The sequence below is a fragment of the Acidovorax sp. WCS2018Noco2-16 genome (assembly GCF_031843945.1).
Taxonomy (GTDB): Bacteria; Pseudomonadota; Gammaproteobacteria; order Burkholderiales; family Burkholderiaceae_C; genus Paracidovorax.
On the sequence record NZ_JAVTJJ010000002.1, the window covers coordinates 173884 to 197224 of the forward strand.

The following is a 23341-nucleotide window of genomic DNA, read 5'->3' on the forward strand; positions in this document are numbered from 1 at the left end:
TAGCGGTTACTTGACGTCTTTCCAGAAGGCTGCGTTGAGCCTCCAGGCAATGACCGTGAAAACGCCCAGGAAGATCAGCACCCAGACGCCCACGCGAACCCGCGTATTTTGCGCTGGCTCACCCATCCACTGCAGGTAGTTGACGAGATCGCCTACCGCTTGGTCGTATTGCAGGGGCGAGATGGTACCAGCCGTTACCTGTTCCCATCCTTTGAACACCTGAATGGTGTGGCCATGGCTCTGCTGCTCTTCAAAAACCGGGCGGCGATCACCCTGCAATTGCCACAGGACATGGGGCATGCCTACGCTCGGGAATGCCAGATTGTTCCAGCCCGTCGCTTTGGTTTCGTCACGGTAGAAAGTGCGCAGGAAGGTGTAGAGATAGTCTGCCCCTGTGCCACCGTGGCCTGCGCGCGACCGTGCGATCACCGTGAGGTCGGGGGGATTGCCGCCAAACCACTCCTTGGCCTGACGCGGATCGATCGACGCCTTCATGGTCTCGCCCACCCGGTCGGTGGTGAAAAGCAGGTTGTCCTTGATCTGCTGCTCGGTCAGGCCGATGTCCTGCAGGCGGTTAAAGCGCATGAAGGCTGCGGAATGGCAGCTGAGGCAGTAGTTGACAAACAGTTTGGCGCCGTTTTGCACCGAAGCCGTGTCGTTGGTGCGGTTGGGCGCCTTGTCCCAGGCGATGCCGCCTTCGGCAGCGTGCACGCCTGTGGCAATGCCCAGGGCAGCGATCAGCGTGAGGATGATTTTTTTCATGGCAATGCTTTCTTGCAGCTCGGTGCGCGCTCAATGCGGCGTGAAGGTCACGCGGTCGGGCACGGGCTTCGGTGTACCCAGGCGGCTCCACCAGGGCATCAGCAGGAAAAAGCCGAAGTAAAACAACGTTCCGATTTGCGAGACCCGTTCGCCAATCGCCGAAGGCGGCTGCACGCCAAGATACGCCAGTGCGACGAAGTTGATCACGAAGATGCCATAGAGGTACTTGTGCCAGTCGGGACGGTAGCGAATCGACTTGACCGGGCTCATGTCCAGCCAGGGCAGGAAGAACAGGATGATGACAGCACCGCCCATCACCACCACGCCCCAGAACTTGGCGTCGATGGACAGCATCAGCACGATGGCCACCGCAGCCACCACGGCCAGCCCGGCCTTGATGAAAGCCGGCAACCGCCCCTTGACTACCGCCAGCCCGACAGCCAGCACCACGCAGCCGATGAGTGCATACATCATCTCGCTGGTGATGGCGCGCAGCATCGAATAAAACGGTGTGAAGTACCACACAGGCGCAATGTGCGCAGGCGTCTTGAGCGGATCGGCTGGAATGAAGTTGTTGTATTCGAGGAAGTAGCCACCGAACTCGGGCGCGAAGAACACTACCGCCGAGAAGATGAAGAGAAACACGCACACGCCGAAGATGTCGTGCACCGTGTAGTACGGGTGGAACGGAATGCCGTCGGCCGGATGACCGTGTTCGTCCTTCGGTGCGTTCGGCCCCTTGATCTCGATACCGTCAGGGTTGTTGGAGCCCACATCGTGCAGTGCCAGCAAGTGGGCCACCACCAGACCCAGCAACACCAGCGGCACGGCGATCACGTGAAAGCTGAAGAAGCGGTTCAGCGTGGCGTCGCCCACCACATAGTCGCCGCGGATCAGCAGTGCCAAGTCAGGGCCGACGAACGGAATGGCGGCGAACAGGTTGACGATCACCTGGGCACCCCAGTACGACATCTGGCCCCAGGGCAGCAGGTAGCCCATGAAGGCCTCGGCCATCAGCGCCAGGAAGATGGCACAGCCGAAGATCCAGACGAGTTCGCGCGGCTTGCGGTAAGAGCCGTACAGCAGCCCGCGGAACATGTGCAGATAGACCACGACGAAGAACGCCGATGCCCCCGTGGAATGCATGTAGCGGATGAGCCAGCCCCAGGGCACGTCGCGCATGATGTATTCGACCGACTCGAACGCCTTGGCAGCGTCGGGCTTGTAGTGCATTACCAGGAAGATGCCGGTGACGATCTGGATCACCAGCACCAGCAGGGCGAGCGAGCCGAAGATGTACCAGAAGTTGAAGTTCTTCGGAGCGTAGTACTCCGACATGTGAACGCGGTAGGCGTCGAACGCCGTCGGAAAGCGGTTCTCCAGCCAGTTGGCGGCCTTCGCGCCGGTGGACGCGTTGGGTGAGATGTCCTTGAATTCGCGGTAAGCCATGGGTTGTTCCTCAGGCTTTCTTGTCTTCACCGATCAGGAGCGTGGTCTCCGACAGGTACATGTGGGGGGGGACTTCGAGGTTGTCCGGCGCGGGCTTGTTCTTGAAGACGCGGCCCGCCATGTCGAAGGTCGATCCGTGGCAGGGGCAGAGGAAGCCGCCCTTCCAGTCGTCGGGCAGCGAAGGCTGCGCGCCGAGCACGAACTTGTCGGAAGGCGAGCAGCCCAGGTGCGAGCAGATGCCCACCGCCACCAGCACTTCGGGCTTGATGGAACGGGCTTCGTTGCGTGCGTATTCCGGCGTCAGTTCGTCCGGCTTGCGTTCGGACTTGGGATCGGCCAGTTGCCCATCGAGCCCAGGCAGCGTTGCCAGCTGCTCAGGCGTGCGCTTGACGATCCAGACCGGCTTGCCACGCCACTCCACGGTGAGCTTTTCGCCCGGTTTCAACGCGGAGATATCGACCTCGACAGCCGCACCTGCGGCCTTGGCGCGTTCGGAGGGCTGGAAGGTGCTGACAAAAGGCACGGCAGTCGCCACACCGCCCACCGCGCCAGCGCAGCCGGACGCGATCAGCCATGTCCGTTTGCTGGAGTCGATTGGAGTTTCACTCATGGGGTCCTCGATCTACTTCGCTTATGGGATCAACTCGAAAATTGTAGCGGAGGCAATATGGTTATTGCATTGGGGGACACCCCTCTATGGCAGTAGATACTTCAGTGTTTTCATCTATATCAAAGGAGTGGGGAAATGGGCATTGCACAAGAATTCAAGGAGTTTGCGGTCAAAGGCAATGTGATAGATCTGGCCGTGGGCGTCATCATCGGCGGCGCCTTCGGCAAGATCGTCGATTCAGTAGTCAGCGACCTGATCATGCCGGTCGTCGGACTGGTATTTGGCCGGCTCGATTTTTCCAATCTGTATCTGGTGCTGGGCGCCATTCCGCCAGGCACCGCCAATACGCTGGACGCCTTGAAGAAAGCCGGTGTGCCAGTGCTGGCTTACGGTAATTTCATAACCGTTGCCGTGAATTTCGCGATTCTGGCTTTCATCATTTTCATGATGGTCAAGCAGATTAACCGCCTCAAGCGCCAAGCCCCTGAGGCAGCGCCCGCCGCACCCGCAGCACCGGCCGAAGACATCGTGCTGCTGCGCGAGATCCGCGACAGCCTGAACCGCCCGCGCTGAGCGTTTCGCTAGTGATCTCCGCCACCAAGGGCCCGCCTGCGGGCCTTTGGTGTTTTCAGTCCGATAAGGACGACAGCTGCCGCGCCATGCGCACCGCCTCGATCAGGCTTGACGCATCGGCCACCCCTTGGCCAGCGATGTCGAACGCCGTGCCGTGGTCCGGGCTGGTGCGCACCAGCGGCAGGCCCAGCGTCACGTTCACGCCCTTGTCCACGCCCAGGTACTTCACCGGGATCAGCCCCTGGTCGTGGTACATGGCCAGCACCACGTCGAATTCACCCGCCCGCTGCGGAGTGCTGCGCGCACGCATGAAGACGGTGTCGGGCGCGTAAGGGCCGTGTGCGTCGATGCCCTCGGCCCGCGCGGCCTGCAGGGCCGGCACGATGACGTCGATTTCCTCGCGGCCGAACAGACCACCCTCCCCTGCGTGCGGGTTGAGCCCCGCCACGCCGATGCGCGGCGCGCGGCCCAGGCTGCGAGCCAACGCAGCGTGGGTGATGCGCAGCGCGCCCAGCACGTTGGGCACCGTGACGGCGTCGAGCGCATCGCGCAGCGACACGTGAATGCTGACCAGCACGGTACGCAGCTCGTCGCTGGCCAGCATCATGCGCACCGGCATGTCGGCCAGCGCCACGCCGGCATGGCGCGCGGCTTCGGCCTGCAGCAGTTCGGTGTGGCCCGGAAATGCGATGCCGGCCGTTGCCAGCGCCTCTTTGTGCAGCGGCGCGGTGACGAGCGCCGCCACCTCGCCACGCAGCGCTGCCTGGGTGGCCCAGATCACGCAGTCGGCGGCGGCTCGGCCAGCGGCGGCGTCGATGCGGCCGAACGCCGGCGGCTGCTCTGGCAGGCCAGGCAAGGACAGCACCGGCAGGCAGCGCGGCGGCATGGCAGCGACTTCTGCGACAGAGGCGATGCGCGCAATCGGCAGCGACGTGTCGCCCGCGCGGGCGATGCAGCCGGCGGCGCGGCGCAGCACCGCCACGTCGCCCACCACGAAACAGCCGCGCAACAGATCAGGCGCGTCGCGGAACGCCTTGGCGATGATCTCGGGGCCGATGCCGGCGGCGTCGCCTTGCGTGATGGCCAACGGCGCCAGCGGGGCCAGTGACAAAGGGTGCGTCATGCAAATCCAGAAGATGGAGAAATACAAGCCAAATCGGCCTCTAGCGCTTATCTATCAAGCGCAAGCAGCTATTATTTTAATAGCAAATATCCTCTGATCCGTCAAGCCGGGTTGTCGATGTCGATGAACACATGTTCCAGCGACAACTGCGCCGCCACGTGCGCGGCGACCGCCGGCGCGCCGTAGCGCTCGGTGGCGTGGTGCCCGGCCGCCAGAAAGGCAACGCCGCACTCGCGCGCCAGATGCGCCTGGGGCTCGGAGATTTCGCCGGTGATGAACGCGTCGGCACCAGCTGCCATGGCGGACTCGAAGTAGCCCTGCGCGCCGCCGGTGCACCAGGCCACGCGGCGGATGGGCCGGGCGTCGGCCGGTGCGGGCGCTACCAGGGTGACGCTGCGGCCCAGCACGGCTTCCACATGCCGCGCCAGCGCCTGGGCGTCGTCATACGCGGCAGCCGCAATGCAGCCCAGATCCTGCTCGCCGAAGCGGCCGTCGGCCTGCCAGCCCAGCCGCTGGCCCAACTGCGCGTTGTTGCCCAGTTCAGGGTGCGCGTCCAGCGGCAGGTGATAGGCGAAAAGGTTGATGTCGTGGGCCAGCAGGCGCTGCAGGCGCTGCTTCATCCAGCCGGTCACGCGCCCGTCCTGGCCGCGCCAGAACAGGCCGTGGTGCACGAAGATCGCGTCGGCCCGCTGCTCGATGGCCGCGTCGATCAGCGCGCGGCTGGCGGTCACGCCGCTCACGATGCGGCGCACATCGGCGCGGCCTTCGACCTGCAGGCCGTTGGGCCCATAGTCCTTGAAGCGCTGGGGCTGCAACAGGGCGTCGAAGGCGTCCAGCAATTGGTCTCGCGAGGTGGGGGTCGTCGTCATTGGCCGATTGTCTCAGCCCCGCACTGCCCAATTGCTCAAGCCCGCTGAGGGGCCGGCTGCCAGCCGCGCGACGCCAGCGGCCAGAAGCCGATGGCAAAACCCAGCACGCCCATGGCGGCCACGTAATGCGCCGGGGCCATCACGTCGTACTTCTGCCAGAAGCCGATGAGGATGGGCGTCATGCCGCCAAACACCGCGTAGGCCATGTTGTACGAGAACGAAAGGCCCGAAAACCGCACCTCGGGCGGGAACGCGCGCACGCCCACGATGGGCAGCATGGAGATGGTGCCGACGAAGAAGCCCACCAGCGCGTAGGTCCACATCAGCGACTCGGGCGTGCCCGGCAGCCCCATGTAGAACAGGTACGAGGTGACGGCGAGGCCACCCCAGCCGATCAGCATGACTGCGCGCGTGCCGATGCGGTCGGACGCCCAGCCCACCACGGCGCAGCCGATGGTCAGCGCCAGCGTGGCGAACACGTTGGCCTTCAGCGCCAGGGCCGCCGGAATGCCGAACACCTTCTGCAAGTAGGCTGGCGTGAACAGCACCACCACCACGACGGCGGTGGACAGCACCCAGGTCATCAGCGCCACCAGCAGAATGGCCGGGCGGTGTTCGCGCAGGATGGTCTTGACAGGCAGTTCGCGCGCGATTTTCTTGCGCTCGGCCAGTTCCTGGAAGATGGGTGTTTCTTCCAAGAAGCGGCGCAGGTAAACCGACACCAGCCCGAACACCCCGCCCAGGATGAACGGAATGCGCCAGGCATAGGCGTTGATCTCGGCCGCGCTGTACCAGGTGTTCAGCGCCATGGCGATCAACGAGCCCAGCAGGATGCCGCCGGTGATGCCTGCCGTCAGCGTGCCCACCGCGAAACCGTAATGGCGCTGCGGCACGTGCTCGGCCACGAAGACCCAGGCGCCCGGCATTTCGCCGCCGATGGCCGCGCCTTGCAGCACGCGCATGGCCAGCAGCAGCAGCGGCGCAGCAATGCCGATGGTGGCGTACGTGGGCAGCAGGCCGATGACCAGCGTGGGCACCGCCATCAGGAAGATCGACAGCGTGAACATGCGCTTGCGGCCCAGGATGTCGCCGAAGTGGGCGATGACGATGCCGCCCACGGGCCGAGCCAGGTAGCCGGCCGCGAAGATGCCCAGCGTCTGCAGCTGGCGCAGCCAGTCGGGCATGTCGGCCGGAAAGAACAGCGTGCCCAGCACGTTGGCGAAGAATACGTAGACGACGAAGTCGTAAAACTCCAGCGTGCCGCCGAGCGCGGACAGGCCCAGGGTCTTGTAGTCGCTTCGATTCAGCGGGCGGCGGGACGCGGCGTCGGCCGGGGACGGCGCCTGTGTGGTCGTGGTCATGGTTGCGCTCCGGAAAGGCTTGGCAGAAAAAAGAGGCAAAAAAGCAGACGGCGGCGCAGGCCGCGCGCGGTGGGCGAGCGGCCATCGTTCGGCAGGCGATCCGGGTGGGGTTGCTTGGGCGCTAAGCGCGGCCCCTGGGCGGATGGGCCGGGGCGCGGAGAACGAGGAAGCCGTTACAGTCGGCCACATTTTAAGGGTTTGCCCTTAGCCAAATAAGACACCGTCCCGATGCGACCCTGTGCTGCCCAAGGTCGGCTCGCCAAGGCCGGCCACTCGGCAAAAGGGCGACAATGGCACGTTGCTGCACTCTGTCGCGCCCCGCCGGGCGGCTGGTGCCTCCTTTTTTCCTTTCCCTTTTTTGCTCCACCATGAAGCGCTTCTGGCTGCTGTTTTCTCAGGCCGTGACGGTTTTTGTCGCCGCCTATTTCGTCGTCGCCACTTTGCAGCCCAGCTGGATCCGGGGCGGTGCCACACGCACCAGCGCCGGCATCTCGCTGATCGAGGCGCCTGCTACGCCCGATGCACCGCCGGCGGCGGGCAGCTTCAGCGGCGCGGCGCGCAGAGCGGCCCCGGCGGTGGTCAGCATCAACACCAGCAAGGCCGTGCGCAACCCACGCAGCAACGACCCGTGGTTTCAGTTCTTCTTCGGTGACCAGGCAGCGCAACAGGCACAGACCGGCCTGGGCAGCGGCGTGATCATCAGCACCGACGGCTACATCCTGACCAACAACCATGTGGTGGAAGGCGCCGACGAGATCGAGGTGACGCTGACCGACAACCGCCGCGCCCGCGCCAGGGTGATCGGCACCGACCCCGACACCGACTTGGCCGTGCTGAAGATCGACCTGGACAAGCTGCCGGTCATCGTGCTGGGCCAGTCCGACCAGTTGGCGGTAGGCGACCAAGTGCTGGCCATCGGCAACCCGTTCGGCGTGGGCCAGACCGTGACCAGCGGCATCATCTCGGCGCTCGGCCGCAGCCAGCTAGGCATCAACATCTTCGAGAATTTCATCCAGACCGACGCGGCCATCAACCCGGGCAATTCGGGCGGCGCGCTGGTGGACGTGAACGGCAACCTGATGGGCATCAACACGGCGATCTACTCGCGCTCCGGGGGCAGCATGGGGATCGGCTTCGCCATTCCGGTGTCTACCGCCAAGCTGGTGCTGGACGGCATCGTCAAGGACGGCCAGGTCACGCGTGGCTGGATCGGCGTGGAGCCCAACGAGCTGTCGCCCGAACTCGCCGCTACCTTCGGCGTGAAGGCCACCGAGGGCGTGATCATCACCGGCGTGCTGCAGGCCGGCCCCGCTGCCCAGGCCGGCGTGCGCCCGGGGGACGTGATCGTGGAAGTGGACGGCAAACCCACGCACAGCGTGTCAGCCCTGCTCACCGCCGTGGCGGCGCTGCGGCCCGGCACGTCGGCGCCGTTCTCGCTGCAACGCGGCGATACGCGGGTGGAGGTGCAGGTGGTGCCCGGCACCCGACCCCGGCCGCAGAGGCGCTAAATAGCCCACAATTCAGGCGCTATCAAAAAAATAGCTGCTCGCGCTTGATAGACAAGCGCTAGCAGCTATTTTTGTATCTAACCCAACCCCATGACGGGTCCAGCGGGCAGGTCAGGCGGTAGGTTCTTGAACGTCTTCCGGCGCAGCGGTGTGGCGGATGAATATTTGTGCGGCCCAGATCCCGACCTCGTACAACAGGCACATGGGCACGGCCAGTGCCAGTTGCGACACCACGTCGGGCGGGGTGACTACCGCAGCGATGACGAACGCCAGCACGATGAAGTAGCCACGGAAGGCCTTGAGCTTTTCGACGCTGACGATGCCCATGCGCGCCAGCACGATCACGACGATGGGCACCTCGAACGCCAGACCGAAAGCCAGGAACATGGTGATCACGAAGCTGAGATAGGCCTCGATGTCTGGTGCGGCGGTGATGCTCTTGGGAGCGAAGCTCTGGATGAACGCGAACACCTGGCCGAACACGAAGAAGTAACAGAACGCCACGCCGATGAAGAACAGCAGCGTGCTGGACACCACCAGCGGCAGCACCAGCTTCTTTTCGTGTGAATAAAGGCCCGGCGCGACAAACGACCAGGCCTGCCACAGCACCACCGGCAGCGCTATCAAAAAGGCCGACATCAGCAGGATCTTGAGCGGCACCATGAACGGAGAGATCACCGAGGTGGCGATCAGCGTGGCTCCTGCGGGCAGGTGGGCCACCAGCGGCGCGGCCAGCAGGTCGTAGAGCGGGCCGGGGCCGGGATAGAAGAACAGCACGCCGGCGGCGATGCCGACGGCGATCAGCGCCTTGACCAGGCGGTCGCGCAGCTCCATGAGGTGCTGCACGAACGGCTGCTCGGTGCCCGCAAGCTCGTCTTCTTTGGTGGGGATATCGGACATGGTGGGGAAAGTATGCGGACTGGCTGCGCGCCCGCGGCAAAAGCCCGGGCAGGGCTTACACAGCGGCCGTCAATGGAATTTTTGCGGCCTGAAACGGGCCACGCGCGCAGCGCCCGACTGGGCCTTGGTGCGCACGCCGGCGCGCGACTTGTACCACTGCGGCGTGGCGCCGCGTTTGAGGCGCCAGTTCTTGCCCGGGTTTTTATAGGCGGGCACCACCGCGCCGTAGTCGAACGAAGACTCGGATGAGGCGCCGGAGGCCGACGCATCGGCCCCGCCAATGGATGAATCCCAGTCTTTCTGGAAGTCGGTGGCACTGGTGTGCACGGACTGGTGGACGTCGCGCGCGGCGGTCTCCACCGTGTCCTTCATCTTGCGCAGCTCGTCCAGCTCCATCGACCGGTTTACTTCGGACTTCACGTCGGCCACATAGCGCTGGGCCTTGCCCAGCAGCGTTCCGACGGTGCGCGCCACGCGGGGCAGCTTTTCGGGGCCGATGACGATGAGCGCCACCGCACCGATCAGCGCCATCTTGGACAGGCCAATATCAATCATGGATACGACTACTCAGCAGGCGCAGGCCCGAAGACTGCAGGCAAGCAGCGGCACAACCGGCGCCCATCAGCTTTTTTGCTTGGCTTCCACGTCGATCGTGGTCTTGTCGGCTGCCGCGTGGGTGCCTACCTGGCCAGGTGGGGGCACGGTGCCGGGAGGCGTGCCGTCGGCGGAGCCGTCCTTCATGCCGTCCTTGAAACCTTTGACCGCGCCGCCCAGATCGGAGCCCATGTTCTTGAGCTTCTTGGTGCCGAACACCATCACCACGATGAGCAGAACGATGAGCCAATGCCAGATGGAAAACGAACCCATGAGAATCTCCTAACGAATTGCGAACCATTTTAGACGGGGGACCTGCCGGGCCGGCGATACCCCTTGCAACCTCTCGGCCGGCCGCACGCCGCAGTGGCGAGCCTGCGGCTCAGCAAGGCTTAGCCCTTCAACCAGGGACGTGGCCCACCCATTACGTGCACATGCAGGTGGTGGATCTCCTGACCGCCTTCGTCGCCCGTGTTGACCACGATGCGAAAGCCGCCTGCAGGGTACGGGTTGCAGCCTTGCTCCAGCGCCAGCCGGGGCGCCAGAGTCATCATGCGCCCGAGCACGCCCGCGTGCGCGTCGCTCAAGCCCGCCATAGAGTGCACGTGCTCCTTGGGCACCATCAGAAAGTGCACCGGCGCCCACGGATGGATGTCGTGGAAGGCAAAGATTTCTTCGTCCTCATACACCTTGCGGGACGGAATCTGGCCGGCAATGATCTTGCAGAAAAGGCAGTCGGGATCGTGCATGAGAGCTAGGGCGAAAGCGATGCGAAATGTTCAGGCATTGTCGGCGATGTTGACGGTGGGTCGCACGCCGATGTCGGCGCTGTGCGCCTCCAGCCAGCGCTGGCCTTCCGTGCGGCCCAACGCGAAAAGTTCGCGCACGAACGGCAGGTCGGCGCGCGACTTGCTGGACGCGCCGTAGCCGGCCAGTATCGAGCCGCCGTCGATGCGGTGCATGCGCACGCTGCGGTAACGGCGCTCGTCGAGCTTGCCTTCGGCCAGCAGCCGGCGCACGAATTCGATGGCGCGCATCTCCGCCAGCAGGCTGGCGTTGAAGGTCACCTCGTTCATGCGTTCCATGATGTCGGCCGCGTTCCCGGGCACCGTGGTGTGCTCGATGGGATTGATCTGCACCAGCAGCACGTCGGAGCATTCGGTCTTGTAGATCAGCGGGTGCAGCGCCGGGTTGCCGGAAAAGCCGCCGTCCCAATAATGCTCACCGTCGATCTCCACGGCCTTGAACAAGAGCGGCAGGCAGGCCGATGCCATCACCGCGTCAGCGCTCAGGCGCTTGCCCGAGAAGATTTCGCCGCGCCCGGTGCGCACATTGGTGGCGCAGACGAATACCTTGAGCGCGCCCGCAGCGCTGAGCAGATCGAAATCCACTTCGCGCTCCAGCAGCCGGCGCAGCGGGTTGATGCCCAGCGGATTGGTCTGATAGGGCGACAGCCACTGCGTGACCATGCCCATCAGCGGATTCGCGCCCGACAACGGCGTGCCCAGCATCATGCTGCCCAGCGTACCCACGCCTTCCCAGAACCGAGAGAGCGCAGCGCGTGCCAGCTCGCAACCGGCTTGGTGCGCCTCGTGCGCATCGCCAGGGTGCTGGTGCGCAGCCTGCGCGAAACCATGTGCCATGGCCACCGCGTTCATGGCGCCGGCGCTGGTGCCGCTGACGCCGTCGATGGCAAAGCGGCCGTCTTCCAGCAAGGCGTCGAGCACGCCCCAGGTGAGCGCGCCGTGCGACCCGCCGCCTTGCAGCGCCAGGTTCAGCCGTTGCGGCCGGGGCGCTTCAGCCACCGACGGCCTTGTTCTGGCTCATGGCCACCATGCCGCGCAGGATGCGGTAGAGAAACCAGAGCGAAATCACGATCCAGGCGATCCAGCCCGGAATGAAGAACAGCAGCCACAGCGGGGCGGTGACCACATACAGCACACCCGCCCAGATCACGCTGCGAATGCGCCATGAAAAATGGCTCGCCTGCCAGGTGCCCTGCGCGTCATCGCGCTTGACCAGATCAAGCACCAGCGCGATCAGCAGCAGCACGATGCTGGGCTGCGCGCTGGGCAGCACGGCCGCCACGGCGACGATCAGGTGCAGCACATAGCTGATCCAGCCGACCGTCTTGAGCGATTCGGCGCGCTGGTTCGGTTCCACGTCGATGACGTCGTTGTTCATGTCGATCCTTTGTCGTCGGTTGTTGCGCGATCTTCGGCTTTGCGCAGGGACTTTTCCTCGATGCCGCTGGTGCCTTCGCGGCGTTCGAGTTCGGCCACCACATCGGCCGGGGTGAAGCCATAGTGCGCCAGCGCCACCATGGAGTGAAACCAGAGGTCGGCCACCTCATAGACGATCTTTTTCGCGTCGCCGCCGTGGTCGGCGTCTTTCGCGGCCATCACCACCTCGGTCGCTTCTTCGCCGATCTTCTTCAAAAAGGCATCCGGGCCTTTGTGCAGCAGCCGGGCGACGTAGCTCTTGTCGGGCTCGCCGCCCTGGGCCGGCTTGCGGCTCTCGATCACGGCGGCCAGGCGGGCCAGCGCGTCGTGCGAGGCGGGCACTGGGAGGACGGTGGAATCAGTGGAAGACATGGCGCTTACTTGTAGATGGACTCAGGGTCTTTCAAGACTGGCTCGACGGCCGCCCAGGCGCCGTCTTTCAGCACGCTGAAAAAGCAGCTGTGGCGACCGGTATGGCAGGCAATGCCGGGCTCGTGCCCGAGTTGGGTGACCTTGAGCAGCACGACATCGTTGTCGCAGTCGAGGCGAATTTCATGCACCGTCTGCACATGGCCCGACTCTTCGCCCTTGTGCCAGAGTTTGTTGCGCGAGCGGCTGAAATACACAGCCCGACCCAGCTCGGCCGTACGCGCCAGCGCGTCGCGGTTCATCCACGCGAACATCAGCACGTCGCCGCTGCTCGCCTCTTGCGCGATCACGGGCACCAGGCCCTGCGCATCCCACTTCACGTCGTCAAGCCACTTCATGCTGCCATTGTCCATTGAATTGCTGCATTGCAGCATTTTTACTTGATTGCTATTGAATTTATAGCTGTTCGCGCTTGATGGATAAGCGCTAGAGGCCGATTTCATTCAAACCCTAGGCCGCCGCGTGTTACAGCCGCACTGGCACGCCGCGCTCGGCCATGCGCGCCTTGGCCTCGCCCACGGTGTATTCGCCGTAGTGGAAGATGCTTGCGGCCAGCACCGCATCCGCCCCACCCTGCTGCACACCGTCGGCCAAGTGGTCGAGGTTGCCCACGCCGCCCGACGCGATCACCGGCACGCTGACGGCGTCGCTCACGGCGCGCGTCAGCTGCAGATCGAATCCGGACTTGGTGCCGTCGCGGTCCATGCTGGTCAGCAGGATCTCGCCAGCGCCGCGCCGCGCCATCTCGGTGGCCCACTGCACGGCATCCAGGCCGGTATTCTTGCGCCCGCCATGGCTGTACACGTCCCAGCCTTCGCCGCGCGCGGCCACGTCGTCGCCCTGGCGCCGCTTAGCGTCGATGGCCACGACGATGCACTGCGCGCCGTACTTGTCCGACGCGGCGTTGATCACGTCTGGGTTGGCCAGCGCGGCGGAATTGAAGCTGGTCTTGTCTGCGCCCGCGTTGAGCAGCCGCCGCACGTCTTCGACCGTGCGCACGCCGCCGCCCACCGTCAGAGGAATGAACACCTGGCTGGCCACGGCTTCGATGATCGGCAGGATCAGGTCGCGGGCGTCGCTGGTAGCGGTGATGTCGAGAAACGTCAACTCGTCTGCGCCCTGCGCGTTGTAGCGGGCGGCGATTTCGACCGGGTCGCCGGCATCGCGCAGTTCGAGAAAATTGACGCCCTTGACCACGCGGCCTCCGGTCACGTCAAGGCAGGGAATGATGCGTTTGGCAAGCATGATCTTTTGAAGGTTCGAAAAGGGAAACGACGGGCTGGATGCGCCCGTCAAGGCAATTGCAGTTGTTGCCAGCCCACCCACTGCGCGCCGCGGGTGAGCGTGATGGGCGCGTCGATGCGGGCGGCTTCCACGCACAGCATGTGGCGAAAGCCGTCATCGGGCATATCGGCCAGCCGTGCGCACAGCTCGGCGCCGGGGTTCCACACCACGGTGTTGTCGCAGGACGGGCTTTGCTGGATGACAAGCTGCCGGGTTGCGCCGCCATGCAGGTGCAGCGGACCCTGCGGGGCGCCGAACACGCAATCGTACTCATCGTCGAAGGTCACAGCGCCTTGCTGCACATGGTGCACATCGGCGACGGAATCCCAGCGCGCGCAGCCGTCCAGGCCCTCCAGCCTTGTCTGCGCGATATTGTCCACGGCCAGATACGAGTGCAGTGCAACGGTGAAGTCCCAGGCGGAATCGCCCGTGTTCTGCACGGCCAGTTCGGCACGCAAGCCACCTTCGGTCAGTGTGACGGACAGGCGGGCAGTGAAGCCATGGGGCCACCATTCACGGGTCTGCGGAGAGTCGTGCAGCGCCAGAACGGCCGTCACGCCAGCGGCGGCGTGCTGGGCATCTGGCGTTGCGCCCGTATCCAGCTGCCACGGAAGGTTGCGCGCAAAGCCATGCTTGACCAGCGGGCCGCGCTGGTTGAACTGGGGAAAGCACACCGGTATGCCACCGCGAATCGCCGACTGGCCGTCGAAGATGCTGCGCGGGCTCAGATAGAGACGCTCGACACCGTCTGCAGGCTTCCAGGAAAGCACCTGAGCGCCTTGCAATGCCACCACAACCGCATCGCCCGAGGGCAAGCTGAGTTGCAGGGCCGGCTGGTCTTCGAACGAGATTTCACGCACGGTGGGCGTGGACGATGGAGGGGCAGCGGACATAGGCGGATTGTAGAAGCCGTGCCCATGGCAATCGCGCCGCCCCTGCGGCACTGCACGGCCCGCATCAGCAGGGCCGGCAAACTGCAGACGGCCCGCCGGCGATCAGTCAGCCAGCATGCGCGCTGTGCCGTCCTGCCACCGCCACGCATCCTGGCACATGCGGTCCAACCCGTGGCGAGCGCGCCAGCCCAATAATTGCTCGGCCCGCGCCGGGTCGGCCCAACACTGCGCCACGTCGCCCGGGCGTCGGGCCACCACTTGGTAGGGCACCGGCCGGCCGCTGGCCTTTTCAAACCCGCGCACCATCTCGAGCACCGACACCGGCTGGCCCGTTCCCAGGTTCACCGTCAGCAACCCGGGGTGCTCACGCAGGTAGCGTAGCGCGGCGACGTGCCCGTCCGCCAGGTCGCTCACGTGGATGTAGTCGCGCACGCCGGTGCCGTCGGGGGTGGCGTAGTCGTCGCCATACACACTGAGCGCCGGGCGCAGGCCCGCGGCCACCTGCGCCACATAGGGCAGCAGGTTGTTGGGCACGTCGCGCGGATCTTCGCCGATGAGGCCGCTTTCATGCGCGCCTACGGGGTTGAAATACCGCAGCCGGGCGATGCGCCACTGCCCCGGCTCGGCATGGTCTACATCGGCCAGCACCTGTTCCATCATCAGCTTGGTCGAGCCATAGGGGTTGGTGGCGGACAGCGGGAAGTCTTCGCGAATCGGCAGCGATGCCGGCTCGCCATACACCGTGGCGGACGAAGAGAACACCAGCGTGCGCACCTGTGCGGCCTTCATCGCCTGCAGCAACGTGACCGTGCCGGAGACGTTGTTGTCGTAATAGCGCAACGGTTCCCTGACCGATTCGCCCACTGACTTCAGCGCCGCAAAGTGCACCACCGCGTCGATGCGGTGCTCGCGAATGACCTGCTCCAGTCTAGCGCCGTCCCGCACATCGGAATCTATGCAAAAAGGTTTATATCCGGTGATGCGCTCCAGCCGATCCAACACCGAGTACCGACTATTGGAAAAGTTGTCGAGGATCACGAACGGCATTTGTGCCGCAGCCAGGGCCACACAGGTGTGTGAGCCAATGAAGCCTGCGCCTCCTGTAACAAGAATCAAGGTGTTTCTCCTGGTGGAATACGTCCGGCAGGCGTCGCCGCGGCCGCTGTTTGCACCCATTGTGTAGCCGATTCAATCACTGGCATAAGCGCGTAACCACATCTACGATGAACTCAGCAAATGAAAGGCCAATGTGAACAACTGTCTCCCAAACCAAATAATTGAAACAAATCGACTCCGCTTGTAACATTGTCTTCTACTATGGGCCTGCCCGATAGGTTCTACGTATGACATCGGCAAACCTTGAGTTGCGGTGCGCGGTTCATTCCGATTGCCCCACTGAAAAACGCCGCGACCACAGCTTCTGCTACCTGACCAATCCAGTGCCCCATCTGATTGCATTTTTTCTGCTGTGTATATGCCTAGGTCTTCCCACGGCAGGCCACGCTGCGCCTGCGGTGGCATTGCATTACGGCGTGGGGGCGCCGTTGTCCGAATTGAAGGTGTTCGACATCACCGTGGTGGAGCCTGACCACGGGCAAGACCCTGTCGGCTTCCGCAAGACCACGGGCAGCGAGCTGTTTGCCTATGTGTCCGTGGCCGAAGTGCAATCGACCCGCAACTACTATGGGCAGATCCCGGCGGCCTGGAAGCTGGCCCGCAACGGCGCCTGGAATTCCGAAGTGATCGATCAGACGCCAACGGACTGGCCCGCCTTTTTCGCCGACAAGGTGGTCGCGCCGCTCTGGGCCCGCGGCTATCGCGGTTTTTTCCTCGACACCCTCGACTCCTATCGCCTGGCCGACAAGTTCGACGAAGCAGCCCAGCAACAGGGCCTGGTGCGCGTCATCGAAACGCTGCACAGCCGCTTTCCGGGCATCCGGCTCATCCAGAACCGTGGTTTCGAGATCGTGCCGCGCGTGAAGGACAAACTGTTCATGGTGGCCGCCGAATCGCTTTTCAACGGTTGGAACGCGACGGAAAAACGGTATGAGGAGGTGAAGCCCGCCGACCGCGAGTGGCTTCTGGGCCAGTTGCGTACCGTGCACGACGCCCACGGCTTGCCGGTACTGGCCATCGACTACGTACCGCCCCATGACCGCGACGCCACGCGCCAGACGGCAGAGAAGATCAAGGCGCTGGGATTCATCCCATGGGTGACCGACAGCGATCTGCAGACCGTCGGCATCGGCAGCGTCGAATTGATGCCCCGCCGGGTGCTGATGGTGTACTACGGCGGTGAATCTCCGTCCTTGAACTATTCCATCGCCCACCGCTTCTTGCAGATGCCTCTGAACCACATGGGCTACGTGGTGGACTATGCCGACGTGCGCGAGCCATTGCCCAAGGGCGTGCTGCGTGACCGCTATGCCGGAATCGTCATATCGTTCGCCGGGTTCATTCCCGAAGCGGAGGGCCGGACCACCAGCCGCTGGATCCAGGCGCGCATGGAAGAAGGCACGCCGCTGGCCGTCATAGGCAGTTTCGGCATGCTTGCGGAAGATGCGTTGGCCGATCGTCTGGGCATCCAGTCGTCTGCGGATACCGTGCGCGGCGCGTTGCGCGTTGCCAGGCAGCATCCGATGATGGGCTTTGAAATCGCCCCTCGGCCACCGGTTCAGCCATTCAGTCCGGTCTACCTTTCGGCCGATGCGTCCAAAAAAGCCCGGCCGCTGATCGAGTTTGTGAATCAGCGAAACGAAGCGAGCGTGGGTGGGGCATTGATGCCCTGGGGCGGCTTCATTCTCGACCCTTATGCTTTGGTGGACGTACCTGGCACCGAGTACTTTCGCTGGGTGGTCGACCCGTTCGCATTTCTATCCCAGGCGCTGTCGTTGCCTGCGCTGCCGGTGCCCGACGTGACCACCGAGAACGGCCGGCGGCTGTTTTTCTCGCATGTCGACGGCGATGGTTTTCCTTCGCGGGCAGAACTTCCTGGCAGCCCGATTGCCGCGCGCGTGCTGCTCAAGGAGATCTTCGAGAAGTACCGTGTACCGCAGACCATGTCGGTCATCGAGGCCGAGGTGGCTCCGCACGGCTTGCACCCCGAAATGAGTGCCGAACTCGAAGACATCGCACGCCGCATGTTTCGGCTGCCGCACGTCGAGGTGGCAAGCCACACCTACTCCCACCCGTTCCTGTGGGATCGGACCGTCAAGCATGGTGTGTTCGACGACAGTGGCGAAGCGGCGATCAATCTGAACCTGCCCGGCTACACCATGGATCTGCGGCGCGAGATCGTCGGATCGAGCGATTACATCAACCGCCGTCTGGCCCCCGCCGGCAAGCCAGTCAAAATATTGTTGTGGTCGGGTGACACCGCCCCCAGCGCAGAAGCGCTGGCCGTCACGCAGGAAGCCGGCCTGCTGAACCTCAATGGTGGCGATACATCGATCACCCGCGCCAACCCATCACTGACGGCGATTGGCGCTCACGGCATACACAAGAACGGTCGCCTGCAGGTCTATGCGCCCATCACCAACGAAAACATCTATACGAACCTGTGGCGCGGACCCTTCTACGGTTTCGAGCGGGTGATCGAGAGTTTCGAGATGACGGAAAAACCGCGCCGCATCAAGCCTGTGGACATTTACTACCACGTCTATTCGGCCAGCAAGCGGGCCGGACTGAACGCGCTGCACAAGGTGTATCGCTGGTCACAAGGGCAGCCTTTGCACCCGGTGTTCGCTTCCGAGTTCATTCGCAAGGTGCAGGACTTCCATGGCTACGCCATCGCCCGCGACGGCGATGGGTGGCGGGTTCGGGGCGAAGGATATTTGCGCACGCTGCGGCTGCCGCTGTCGCTGGGTACGCCAGCCATGCAGGCAAGCCAGAACGTGGCGGGCTACAACATGGGCGTCGAAGGGCCTTACGTGCATTTGTCCAGCGGACGGGCATGGCTCAAGACCACGCCGGCAGACACGGTAGAGGCGGCATCTGGGCGCCAACCGTATTTGCAAGAAGCGAATGCCCGGCTGGATAACTGGAAGGTGCAAGACGCCGGCCGCCAGACCGATTTCGACTTCAAGGGCTTTGACCCCGTGGAGTTCGTGCTCGCGGATACCGACGGCTGTCAGGTCCAGGCCAATGGCCGCGCACTGGCGCCTAACCGCCGCAGGTCAACCGACTCCGCCTTTCCTACCGCTTTCTACCGCTTGCAAGATGCTGCTGCGCACATCCAGATCCTCTGCCCAGCCCGCTGAGCGTCCCGTACTGGCGCCCGTCTGGCTGATCGCCCTGCTGGCCTTGCTGGTCGGTGGTGCGCTGGTCCTGCTGTACCCACGGCAGGATCTGGAACGTCGCCTATCCGACACCACCGATACCGCTCTGTCGGTGAGCTACCTGAACAACCTGCTGCGCAGCGACCCGGACAATCCGCGCCTGCGCCTGCTGCTGGCGCAACGCCAGATCGCACAAGGCGATGTGCTGGACGCCCGTGCCACGCTGCAGCCCGCGCTGGAATCCTCCAATGAAGAACTCCGGCGCGACGCACTATGGGCGCTGTGGGAGCTGTCATATGCCGAATGGGTGCGCACGCCGGAAACCGACCCGGTACGCCGCGAGGCCATGCGCGGCCAGTTGCGTGCACAACTGCAGTCACTTGCAGCCCAGACCTGGTCTACGGATCGACAAATCCAGCTGGCGCGCCTGGCCGCGCAATTCAACGAGCCGGCCGTAGGGATTGAACTGAACCGCAGGCTGGCACAGGCCGAGCCCGATCCACGAAAAGCCGCGCAACTCTACGAACGCGCAGCGAAAGAAGCACTCGCTCAGTCCGATTACATCGGCTGCGCCGAGTTGTACATGCTGGCGCGCAACATCACGCCCGATGCCCAGCAGGCCAAGGCCTATTTCCAGACGGGCGTTCGCGCTCTGCAATCGGGCAATCAGCCCCTGGCTGCACTGCAACTGGCCCAGCGCGAACTGGGTAGCCTCGCTGATGACCGCGAGACGCTGTTGATGCTGACCAACTTGGCGCGCGCAGCGGGGCGGCCCGATGTGGCCGACCGATTCGTTCGCAAGCTGCTGCGCCTGTCGCTGATGCCACAGTGGCCGGAACAGGCGATCGCGGCGCTGGCGGCACTGGACACGCCAGAAGCGGCCCCGGCCCTGCTGCGTACTCTGAACGACAAGACCGCCGCAGCACTCCCTTCAGCCGGCGAGGGGTACGACGACGGAGCCTATCTGCTGCGCCCGCCCTCGCTCAACGTTGCTGCACCATCGGCCAAGACAGAATGGTCCTTTCGCGCGGCGGCGGCAAAGGCGACGCCCGGCTCCGCACGAAACATCGTCGGGCCGGAGCTGCCTTTCGACGACAAGATCTACACCCTGGGCTACGAAGTCTTCCTGGAAAACCGCAAGCAGGAAGACGCATGGCTGGTCGCCAACGCCGCCGTTCAGCAACGCCCGGACGACCTTGCCTGGCGTGAGCGCCTCGCGCGCGTCTCCGACTGGACCCAGCGCCCCGCAGTTGCGCTGGAAAACTGGCTCTACCTCGCACGCAAGACCCAACGCGAAGAAGCGTGGCAGGCCGTGCTGCGCATTGCACCCGGGCAATTCGATGACCACGCACTGGTGCTGGCGCTGCGCCACCAGTTGCAGCGCAAGCCTGACGACGACCGCCTTGTGCGCGAACTGGTGGCGGCTTACGAGCGCCTGGGGGAGCCACAACCGGCCATCGACTACCTGCAGCAGCACGCCCGCACCCCGCGACTGCAGGAGCTGCTGGCCCAACTCGCGGACCGCGCGGGTCGGCCCGAGGTGGCGTTGGCCGCATGGCGGCAGTTGCTTTCCACCCCCACCGAGGTGACGCCCGCACGGGCCATGCCGGCTGCCATTTTGGCGCTGACCCACGGACGCGGTGAAGAAGGATTGCAGTGGCTGGAGGCCGCACAGCGCCAGCCACCCCGCCCCGAGGAGGCCACGGACTACTGGCGGCTCACGGGCCAACTGGCCGAGATGCGCCAACGCCAGGGTCTGGCGATCGACGCGTATCGCAAGCTGGCGGCAGGCGAGGATGCTGACATCTCCGATTACGACGCGCTCATCCGCCTGCTGCAGACCGAGCAGCCCCTGGAAGCGGCCAAGGTATCCGAGCAGGCCTGGCTGCGATTCGACGATCCGCGCCATTTCATTGGAGCTTTGAACCTTTATTCCAATCGCAGCCGCTGGGATGGCGTCGAATCGCTGCTGGTGCAGTTGGATGCTAGGCCTGAAGCGCGGAAGCGGTCGCTGTCGCGCCTCTCGGAATCGCCCGAGTTCCTGCGTCTGGTGGGCCTCTATCACCAGAACAACGGCCGGCCGGCAGAAGCACGCCGCTATTTCGAGGCAGGCTTGCGGGTCAGCCCCGACTCCGCTGCGATGAGGCAGGCACTTCTATGGCTGTTCATTGACGGCAACGATGCGACGTCCTTGCGCACCTTGCTGGCCGAGCGCGAGCGCCACTGGGCTGGCGACAACGAATTGCATGACGCGCTTGCTGCAGCCTACCAGGCACTCTCGCTGCCGCAGGTCGCGCTCGACCGGTACCTCACCCCGCGTTTGAAGCGCAATGAGAAAAACTTCCTCTGGCTCATGAACTACGCGGATGCGCTGGATCAGAACCAGCAGACCGACCGCTCCTGGAGGCTGCGCCGTCATCTGCTGGCGCAGGAATGGCAGGGTACGCGGCAGCAGGATCAGCCCGCCAGCCCTAGGCTTACGAACGCACAGGCACGCAGTCGCTGGCTCACGGAAGAAGGACTGGATCAAACCCGCCGCATTGCCCGCACGCGGTTGATCCTGACGCAGCGCCCGGGCGATGCGTCGGTAGACGTGCTGCGCGAATTGCTCCGTCTTGACCGCGACGCCGCAGGCAGCCTGTCGAACGCAGCAGCCGAAACCGCCATCGGCTGGCTGCAGGATGCCGGCGAGTACAGCGCGGAACGCGGGTTCCTCTGGCAACAGTACGCCCGCACTCAGGGCGTGCGCGCCAACCGGCCGTTGTGGGCCGAGATCACGCTGGCCCTGGCCGAGAACGACAAGACTGCCGCCGGTCAGCTGCTGCAGGAATTCGATGAACGCCTGCCCCGCTACGACCGCGTGAATGCCGCACGTGCGGTAAACGACATGCGCCTGGCGCAGACGGCCGCCTTCGAAACCCAGAACGACCAGCACGACGACCAGCCGCTGCACCTGCAACTGACGGAGAGCCTGCTGGCATTCAGCGACCATGCCGGCACGAAGCTGACCTATCAGGATCTAGCGGGCATGCGCGAGACGCAAGCCGAAGCCGTGCTGCACCTGGCTTTCAGCCCGCGCCTGTCGCTGGACGTGAACCTCATCCAGACGCGCCGCTGGGCCACGTCGGACACAGCGGTGTTCCAGCCCCCGCAGGAGCGGGGCATCGACGCGGAATTGCACTGGCGCCATCGCGATGGGGAGACGATTTTCCGGGCTGGCCGGCGCGAGAGCGACCGCGCCTACACCCCGCTGGCCATCGAACACGAACAGCGTATCGACAACCGGCTGTCCTGGCGCTTCGACGTGGGCAGCGATCTGCCCAGCCAGGACAGCCTGGCGCTGCGCATCGCCGGTATGAAGGACCGTGTCGGCCTGAGCCTGCGCTACCAGGCCACTCGGCAGGACGAATTCGTTCTCTCGCAGTGGGCCGAGCGCTACCAGTTGCAGACCGGCGGCAATCTGGGCAGCGGCCAGCACACCTCCGTCAACTACACCCACACCTACCGGCAAGAGGCACCACTGCTGCAGTTCGGTGCGTTCTGGTCGAACCATGACTACAAACGCCGTGATCTGGAGACGCTGTCACCGGACGATCAGGGGTTCAGACGCTATCTGCCGCCTTCGGTCACCGATATTGGTCCGAACTATTTTCTGCCCGACAACTTCCAGTTCTACGGAATCCAGCTGTCGACCAACACGCGCTACGAGCAGGAATACACCCGTGCGATACGCCCCTTCGCCAGCGTCAGCCGTACCTGGCACAGCCAGCAGGGCCCTGGGTATGGGTTGCGGGCTGGCTTGGCCGGCAGCTTGCTTGGCGGCGACCACATCCGCCTCAGCTGGGGGCTGGGCAAGTCGGGTGTGCAGAACCAAGGCCTGACGCGCGAACTGCAATTCAGCTACCGACTTCATTTCTAACGAGAGGACCACCATGCTTTATCACCGCACTCTCCTGCAACGCCTTCAAACCATCGCCGCGGGCGGCGCGCTTCTGCTGCTGGCCGCCTGCTCTACGATAGATCGGGGCCAGCCACCGGCGCTGGAAGCCAGTGCCACCTGGGTGGTGCTGCCGTTTGCCAATCACACCGAGACTCCCTTGGCCGGCAACCGCGCCGAAGCCATTGCCGAGGCACTGCTGCACACCAGAGGCGTGGGCCGTGTGCAGCGGTATCCCGTGAGCACGCAACAGGAAGCGCTGTTCGATTCGGGCGATGCCAAGCGCCAGGAAGAAGTGCTGGCGTGGGCGCGCAGCCAACAGGCCAAGTACGCACTGACCGGGGCCGTGGACGAGTGGCGCTACAAGGTCGGCGTGGACGGCGAGCCTGCAGCGGGCGTCACGCTGCGCATCGTGGATGTCGCCACCGGCAACACGCTGTGGAGCGGTGCAGGCGGCAAGAGCGGCTGGAGCCGTGAAGCCCTCTCCGCCGTCGCGCAAAAGCTGATCCGTCAGTTGCTCGACTCCGGCCTGTCCGGCGCACGCTGAACG

The 23341-nt window shown here is 64.4% G+C and carries 22 protein-coding genes; 5 read left to right on the forward strand and 17 right to left on the reverse strand.

What is annotated here, in order from left to right:
- Positions 1-6: 6 nt before the first annotated feature.
- The 3 genes from RQI28_RS06210 to petA are packed head-to-tail and all read right to left on the reverse strand — an operon-like array spanning position 7 to position 2821.
- Complete coding sequence (locus RQI28_RS06210; protein ID WP_311221740.1) at positions 7-762, reverse strand: cytochrome c1; 756 nt, start codon at positions 760-762, stop codon at positions 7-9.
- 30 nt (positions 763-792) lie between these two features.
- The gene (locus RQI28_RS06215; protein ID WP_311221741.1) at positions 793-2211 is read right to left on the reverse strand and encodes a cytochrome bc complex cytochrome b subunit; all 1419 of its coding nucleotides are present in this window, start codon (positions 2209-2211) and stop codon (positions 793-795) included.
- 10 nt (positions 2212-2221) lie between these two features.
- Complete coding sequence (gene petA / locus RQI28_RS06220; RefSeq protein WP_311221742.1) at positions 2222-2821, reverse strand: ubiquinol-cytochrome c reductase iron-sulfur subunit; 600 nt, start codon at positions 2819-2821, stop codon at positions 2222-2224.
- Positions 2822-2956: 135 nt separating this feature from the next.
- On the opposite strand from petA, the gene mscL reads away from it, so the two are divergent.
- Entirely contained in the window at positions 2957-3394 is a 438-nt protein-coding gene (gene mscL, locus RQI28_RS06225; RefSeq protein ID WP_311221743.1) for a large conductance mechanosensitive channel protein MscL, read from the forward strand.
- 55 nt (positions 3395-3449) lie between these two features.
- Here the strand turns inward: mscL and pdxA are convergent, their stop codons facing one another.
- The 3 genes from pdxA to RQI28_RS06240 form a co-directional block, all read right to left on the reverse strand.
- Positions 3450-4517 (reverse strand): 4-hydroxythreonine-4-phosphate dehydrogenase PdxA, encoded by a 1068-nt coding sequence (gene pdxA / locus RQI28_RS06230; protein ID WP_311221744.1) that lies wholly within the window; start codon positions 4515-4517, stop codon positions 3450-3452.
- Positions 4518-4618: 101 nt separating this feature from the next.
- The gene (locus RQI28_RS06235) at positions 4619-5386 is read right to left on the reverse strand and encodes a Nif3-like dinuclear metal center hexameric protein (protein WP_311221745.1); all 768 of its coding nucleotides are present in this window, start codon (positions 5384-5386) and stop codon (positions 4619-4621) included.
- A gap of 35 nt (positions 5387-5421) precedes the next feature.
- The gene (locus RQI28_RS06240) at positions 5422-6747 is read right to left on the reverse strand and encodes an MFS transporter (RefSeq protein WP_311221746.1); all 1326 of its coding nucleotides are present in this window, start codon (positions 6745-6747) and stop codon (positions 5422-5424) included.
- A gap of 368 nt (positions 6748-7115) precedes the next feature.
- Here RQI28_RS06240 and RQI28_RS06245 point away from each other — a divergent pair, with 368 nt between their 5' ends.
- Positions 7116-8255, forward strand: coding sequence for a trypsin-like peptidase domain-containing protein (locus tag RQI28_RS06245; RefSeq protein WP_311221747.1), 1140 nt, complete (start codon positions 7116-7118; stop codon positions 8253-8255).
- Between the two features lie 111 nt (positions 8256-8366).
- On the opposite strand, the gene tatC is transcribed toward RQI28_RS06245, so the two are convergent.
- The 11 genes from tatC to galE all read right to left on the reverse strand — a co-directional run bounded on the left by tatC (position 8367) and on the right by galE (position 15693).
- Positions 8367-9155, reverse strand: a complete 789-nt coding sequence (gene tatC / locus RQI28_RS06250; protein ID WP_311221748.1) for a twin-arginine translocase subunit TatC — start codon at positions 9153-9155, stop codon at positions 8367-8369.
- 69 nt (positions 9156-9224) lie between these two features.
- Positions 9225-9710, reverse strand: a complete 486-nt coding sequence (gene tatB, locus RQI28_RS06255) for a Sec-independent protein translocase protein TatB (RefSeq protein ID WP_311221749.1) — start codon at positions 9708-9710, stop codon at positions 9225-9227.
- A gap of 66 nt (positions 9711-9776) precedes the next feature.
- Positions 9777-10022 (reverse strand): Sec-independent protein translocase subunit TatA, encoded by a 246-nt coding sequence (tatA, locus tag RQI28_RS06260; protein WP_311221750.1) that lies wholly within the window; start codon positions 10020-10022, stop codon positions 9777-9779.
- Positions 10023-10141: 119 nt separating this feature from the next.
- Positions 10142-10498 (reverse strand): histidine triad nucleotide-binding protein, encoded by a 357-nt coding sequence (locus tag RQI28_RS06265; protein WP_311221751.1) that lies wholly within the window; start codon positions 10496-10498, stop codon positions 10142-10144.
- A 30-nt stretch (positions 10499-10528) separates the two neighbouring features.
- Positions 10529-11554: a patatin-like phospholipase family protein gene (locus RQI28_RS06270; RefSeq protein ID WP_311221752.1), complete on the reverse strand. Its 1026-nt coding sequence runs from the start codon at positions 11552-11554 to the stop codon at positions 10529-10531.
- The gene (locus RQI28_RS06275; protein WP_311221753.1) at positions 11547-11933 is read right to left on the reverse strand and encodes a hypothetical protein; all 387 of its coding nucleotides are present in this window, start codon (positions 11931-11933) and stop codon (positions 11547-11549) included. Before RQI28_RS06275 ends, RQI28_RS06270 begins: the two co-directional genes overlap by 8 nt.
- Entirely contained in the window at positions 11930-12343 is a 414-nt protein-coding gene (locus RQI28_RS06280; RefSeq protein ID WP_311221754.1) for a phosphoribosyl-ATP diphosphatase, read from the reverse strand. Before RQI28_RS06280 ends, RQI28_RS06275 begins: the two co-directional genes overlap by 4 nt.
- 5 nt (positions 12344-12348) lie before the next feature.
- Positions 12349-12738: a phosphoribosyl-AMP cyclohydrolase gene (gene hisI, locus RQI28_RS06285; RefSeq protein ID WP_311221755.1), complete on the reverse strand. Its 390-nt coding sequence runs from the start codon at positions 12736-12738 to the stop codon at positions 12349-12351.
- Between the two features lie 127 nt (positions 12739-12865).
- Positions 12866-13645 carry an imidazole glycerol phosphate synthase subunit HisF gene (gene hisF / locus RQI28_RS06290; protein WP_311221756.1) on the reverse strand — a complete coding sequence of 260 codons (780 nt, stop codon included), beginning with the start codon at positions 13643-13645 and terminating at the stop codon, positions 12866-12868.
- Positions 13646-13692: 47 nt separating this feature from the next.
- Complete coding sequence (locus RQI28_RS06295; RefSeq protein ID WP_311221757.1) at positions 13693-14577, reverse strand: D-hexose-6-phosphate mutarotase; 885 nt, start codon at positions 14575-14577, stop codon at positions 13693-13695.
- Positions 14578-14679: 102 nt separating this feature from the next.
- Positions 14680-15693, reverse strand: coding sequence for a UDP-glucose 4-epimerase GalE (gene galE / locus RQI28_RS06300; RefSeq protein ID WP_311221758.1), 1014 nt, complete (start codon positions 15691-15693; stop codon positions 14680-14682).
- A gap of 398 nt (positions 15694-16091) precedes the next feature.
- Between galE and RQI28_RS06305 the strand changes: the two genes are divergently transcribed.
- From RQI28_RS06305 to RQI28_RS06315, 3 genes are read left to right on the forward strand one after another with little or no spacing between them, the layout of a single operon-like run.
- Complete coding sequence (locus tag RQI28_RS06305) at positions 16092-18836, forward strand: bifunctional glycoside hydrolase 114/ polysaccharide deacetylase family protein (protein WP_311221759.1); 2745 nt, start codon at positions 16092-16094, stop codon at positions 18834-18836.
- Positions 18796-22773: a tetratricopeptide repeat protein gene (locus RQI28_RS06310; RefSeq protein ID WP_311221760.1), complete on the forward strand. Its 3978-nt coding sequence runs from the start codon at positions 18796-18798 to the stop codon at positions 22771-22773. Before RQI28_RS06305 ends, RQI28_RS06310 begins: the two co-directional genes overlap by 41 nt.
- A 13-nt stretch (positions 22774-22786) precedes the next feature.
- Positions 22787-23338, forward strand: a complete 552-nt coding sequence (locus RQI28_RS06315; RefSeq protein ID WP_311221761.1) for a penicillin-binding protein activator LpoB — start codon at positions 22787-22789, stop codon at positions 23336-23338.
- Positions 23339-23341: the final 3 nt, after the last annotated feature.

What these genes read in the sequence shown, in the direction of transcription:
- tatA (WP_311221750.1), bottom strand. Translation starts at nt 10,022, where the DNA reads ATGGGTTCGTTTTCCATCTGGCATTGGCTCATCGTTCTGCTCATCGTG.
- tatC (WP_311221748.1), bottom strand. Translation starts at nt 9,155, where the DNA reads ATGTCCGATATCCCCACCAAAGAAGACGAGCTTGCGGGCACCGAGCAG.
- RQI28_RS06280 (WP_311221754.1), bottom strand. Translation starts at nt 12,343, where the DNA reads ATGTCTTCCACTGATTCCACCGTCCTCCCAGTGCCCGCCTCGCACGAC.
- RQI28_RS06275 (WP_311221753.1), bottom strand. Translation starts at nt 11,933, where the DNA reads ATGAACAACGACGTCATCGACGTGGAACCGAACCAGCGCGCCGAATCG.
- RQI28_RS06235 (WP_311221745.1), bottom strand. Translation starts at nt 5,386, where the DNA reads ATGACGACGACCCCCACCTCGCGAGACCAATTGCTGGACGCCTTCGAC.
- tatB (WP_311221749.1), bottom strand. Translation starts at nt 9,710, where the DNA reads ATGATTGATATTGGCCTGTCCAAGATGGCGCTGATCGGTGCGGTGGCG.
- RQI28_RS06240 (WP_311221746.1), bottom strand. Translation starts at nt 6,747, where the DNA reads ATGACCACGACCACACAGGCGCCGTCCCCGGCCGACGCCGCGTCCCGC.
- hisI (WP_311221755.1), bottom strand. Translation starts at nt 12,738, where the DNA reads ATGAAGTGGCTTGACGACGTGAAGTGGGATGCGCAGGGCCTGGTGCCC.
- RQI28_RS06310 (WP_311221760.1), top strand. Translation starts at nt 18,796, where the DNA reads ATGCTGCTGCGCACATCCAGATCCTCTGCCCAGCCCGCTGAGCGTCCC.
- RQI28_RS06210 (WP_311221740.1), bottom strand. Translation starts at nt 762, where the DNA reads ATGAAAAAAATCATCCTCACGCTGATCGCTGCCCTGGGCATTGCCACA.
- pdxA (WP_311221744.1), bottom strand. Translation starts at nt 4,517, where the DNA reads ATGACGCACCCTTTGTCACTGGCCCCGCTGGCGCCGTTGGCCATCACG.
- petA (WP_311221742.1), bottom strand. Translation starts at nt 2,821, where the DNA reads ATGAGTGAAACTCCAATCGACTCCAGCAAACGGACATGGCTGATCGCG.
- RQI28_RS06265 (WP_311221751.1), bottom strand. Translation starts at nt 10,498, where the DNA reads ATGCACGATCCCGACTGCCTTTTCTGCAAGATCATTGCCGGCCAGATT.
- hisF (WP_311221756.1), bottom strand. Translation starts at nt 13,645, where the DNA reads ATGCTTGCCAAACGCATCATTCCCTGCCTTGACGTGACCGGAGGCCGC.
- RQI28_RS06245 (WP_311221747.1), top strand. Translation starts at nt 7,116, where the DNA reads ATGAAGCGCTTCTGGCTGCTGTTTTCTCAGGCCGTGACGGTTTTTGTC.
- RQI28_RS06215 (WP_311221741.1), bottom strand. Translation starts at nt 2,211, where the DNA reads ATGGCTTACCGCGAATTCAAGGACATCTCACCCAACGCGTCCACCGGC.
- RQI28_RS06315 (WP_311221761.1), top strand. Translation starts at nt 22,787, where the DNA reads ATGCTTTATCACCGCACTCTCCTGCAACGCCTTCAAACCATCGCCGCG.
- mscL (WP_311221743.1), top strand. Translation starts at nt 2,957, where the DNA reads ATGGGCATTGCACAAGAATTCAAGGAGTTTGCGGTCAAAGGCAATGTG.
- RQI28_RS06295 (WP_311221757.1), bottom strand. Translation starts at nt 14,577, where the DNA reads ATGTCCGCTGCCCCTCCATCGTCCACGCCCACCGTGCGTGAAATCTCG.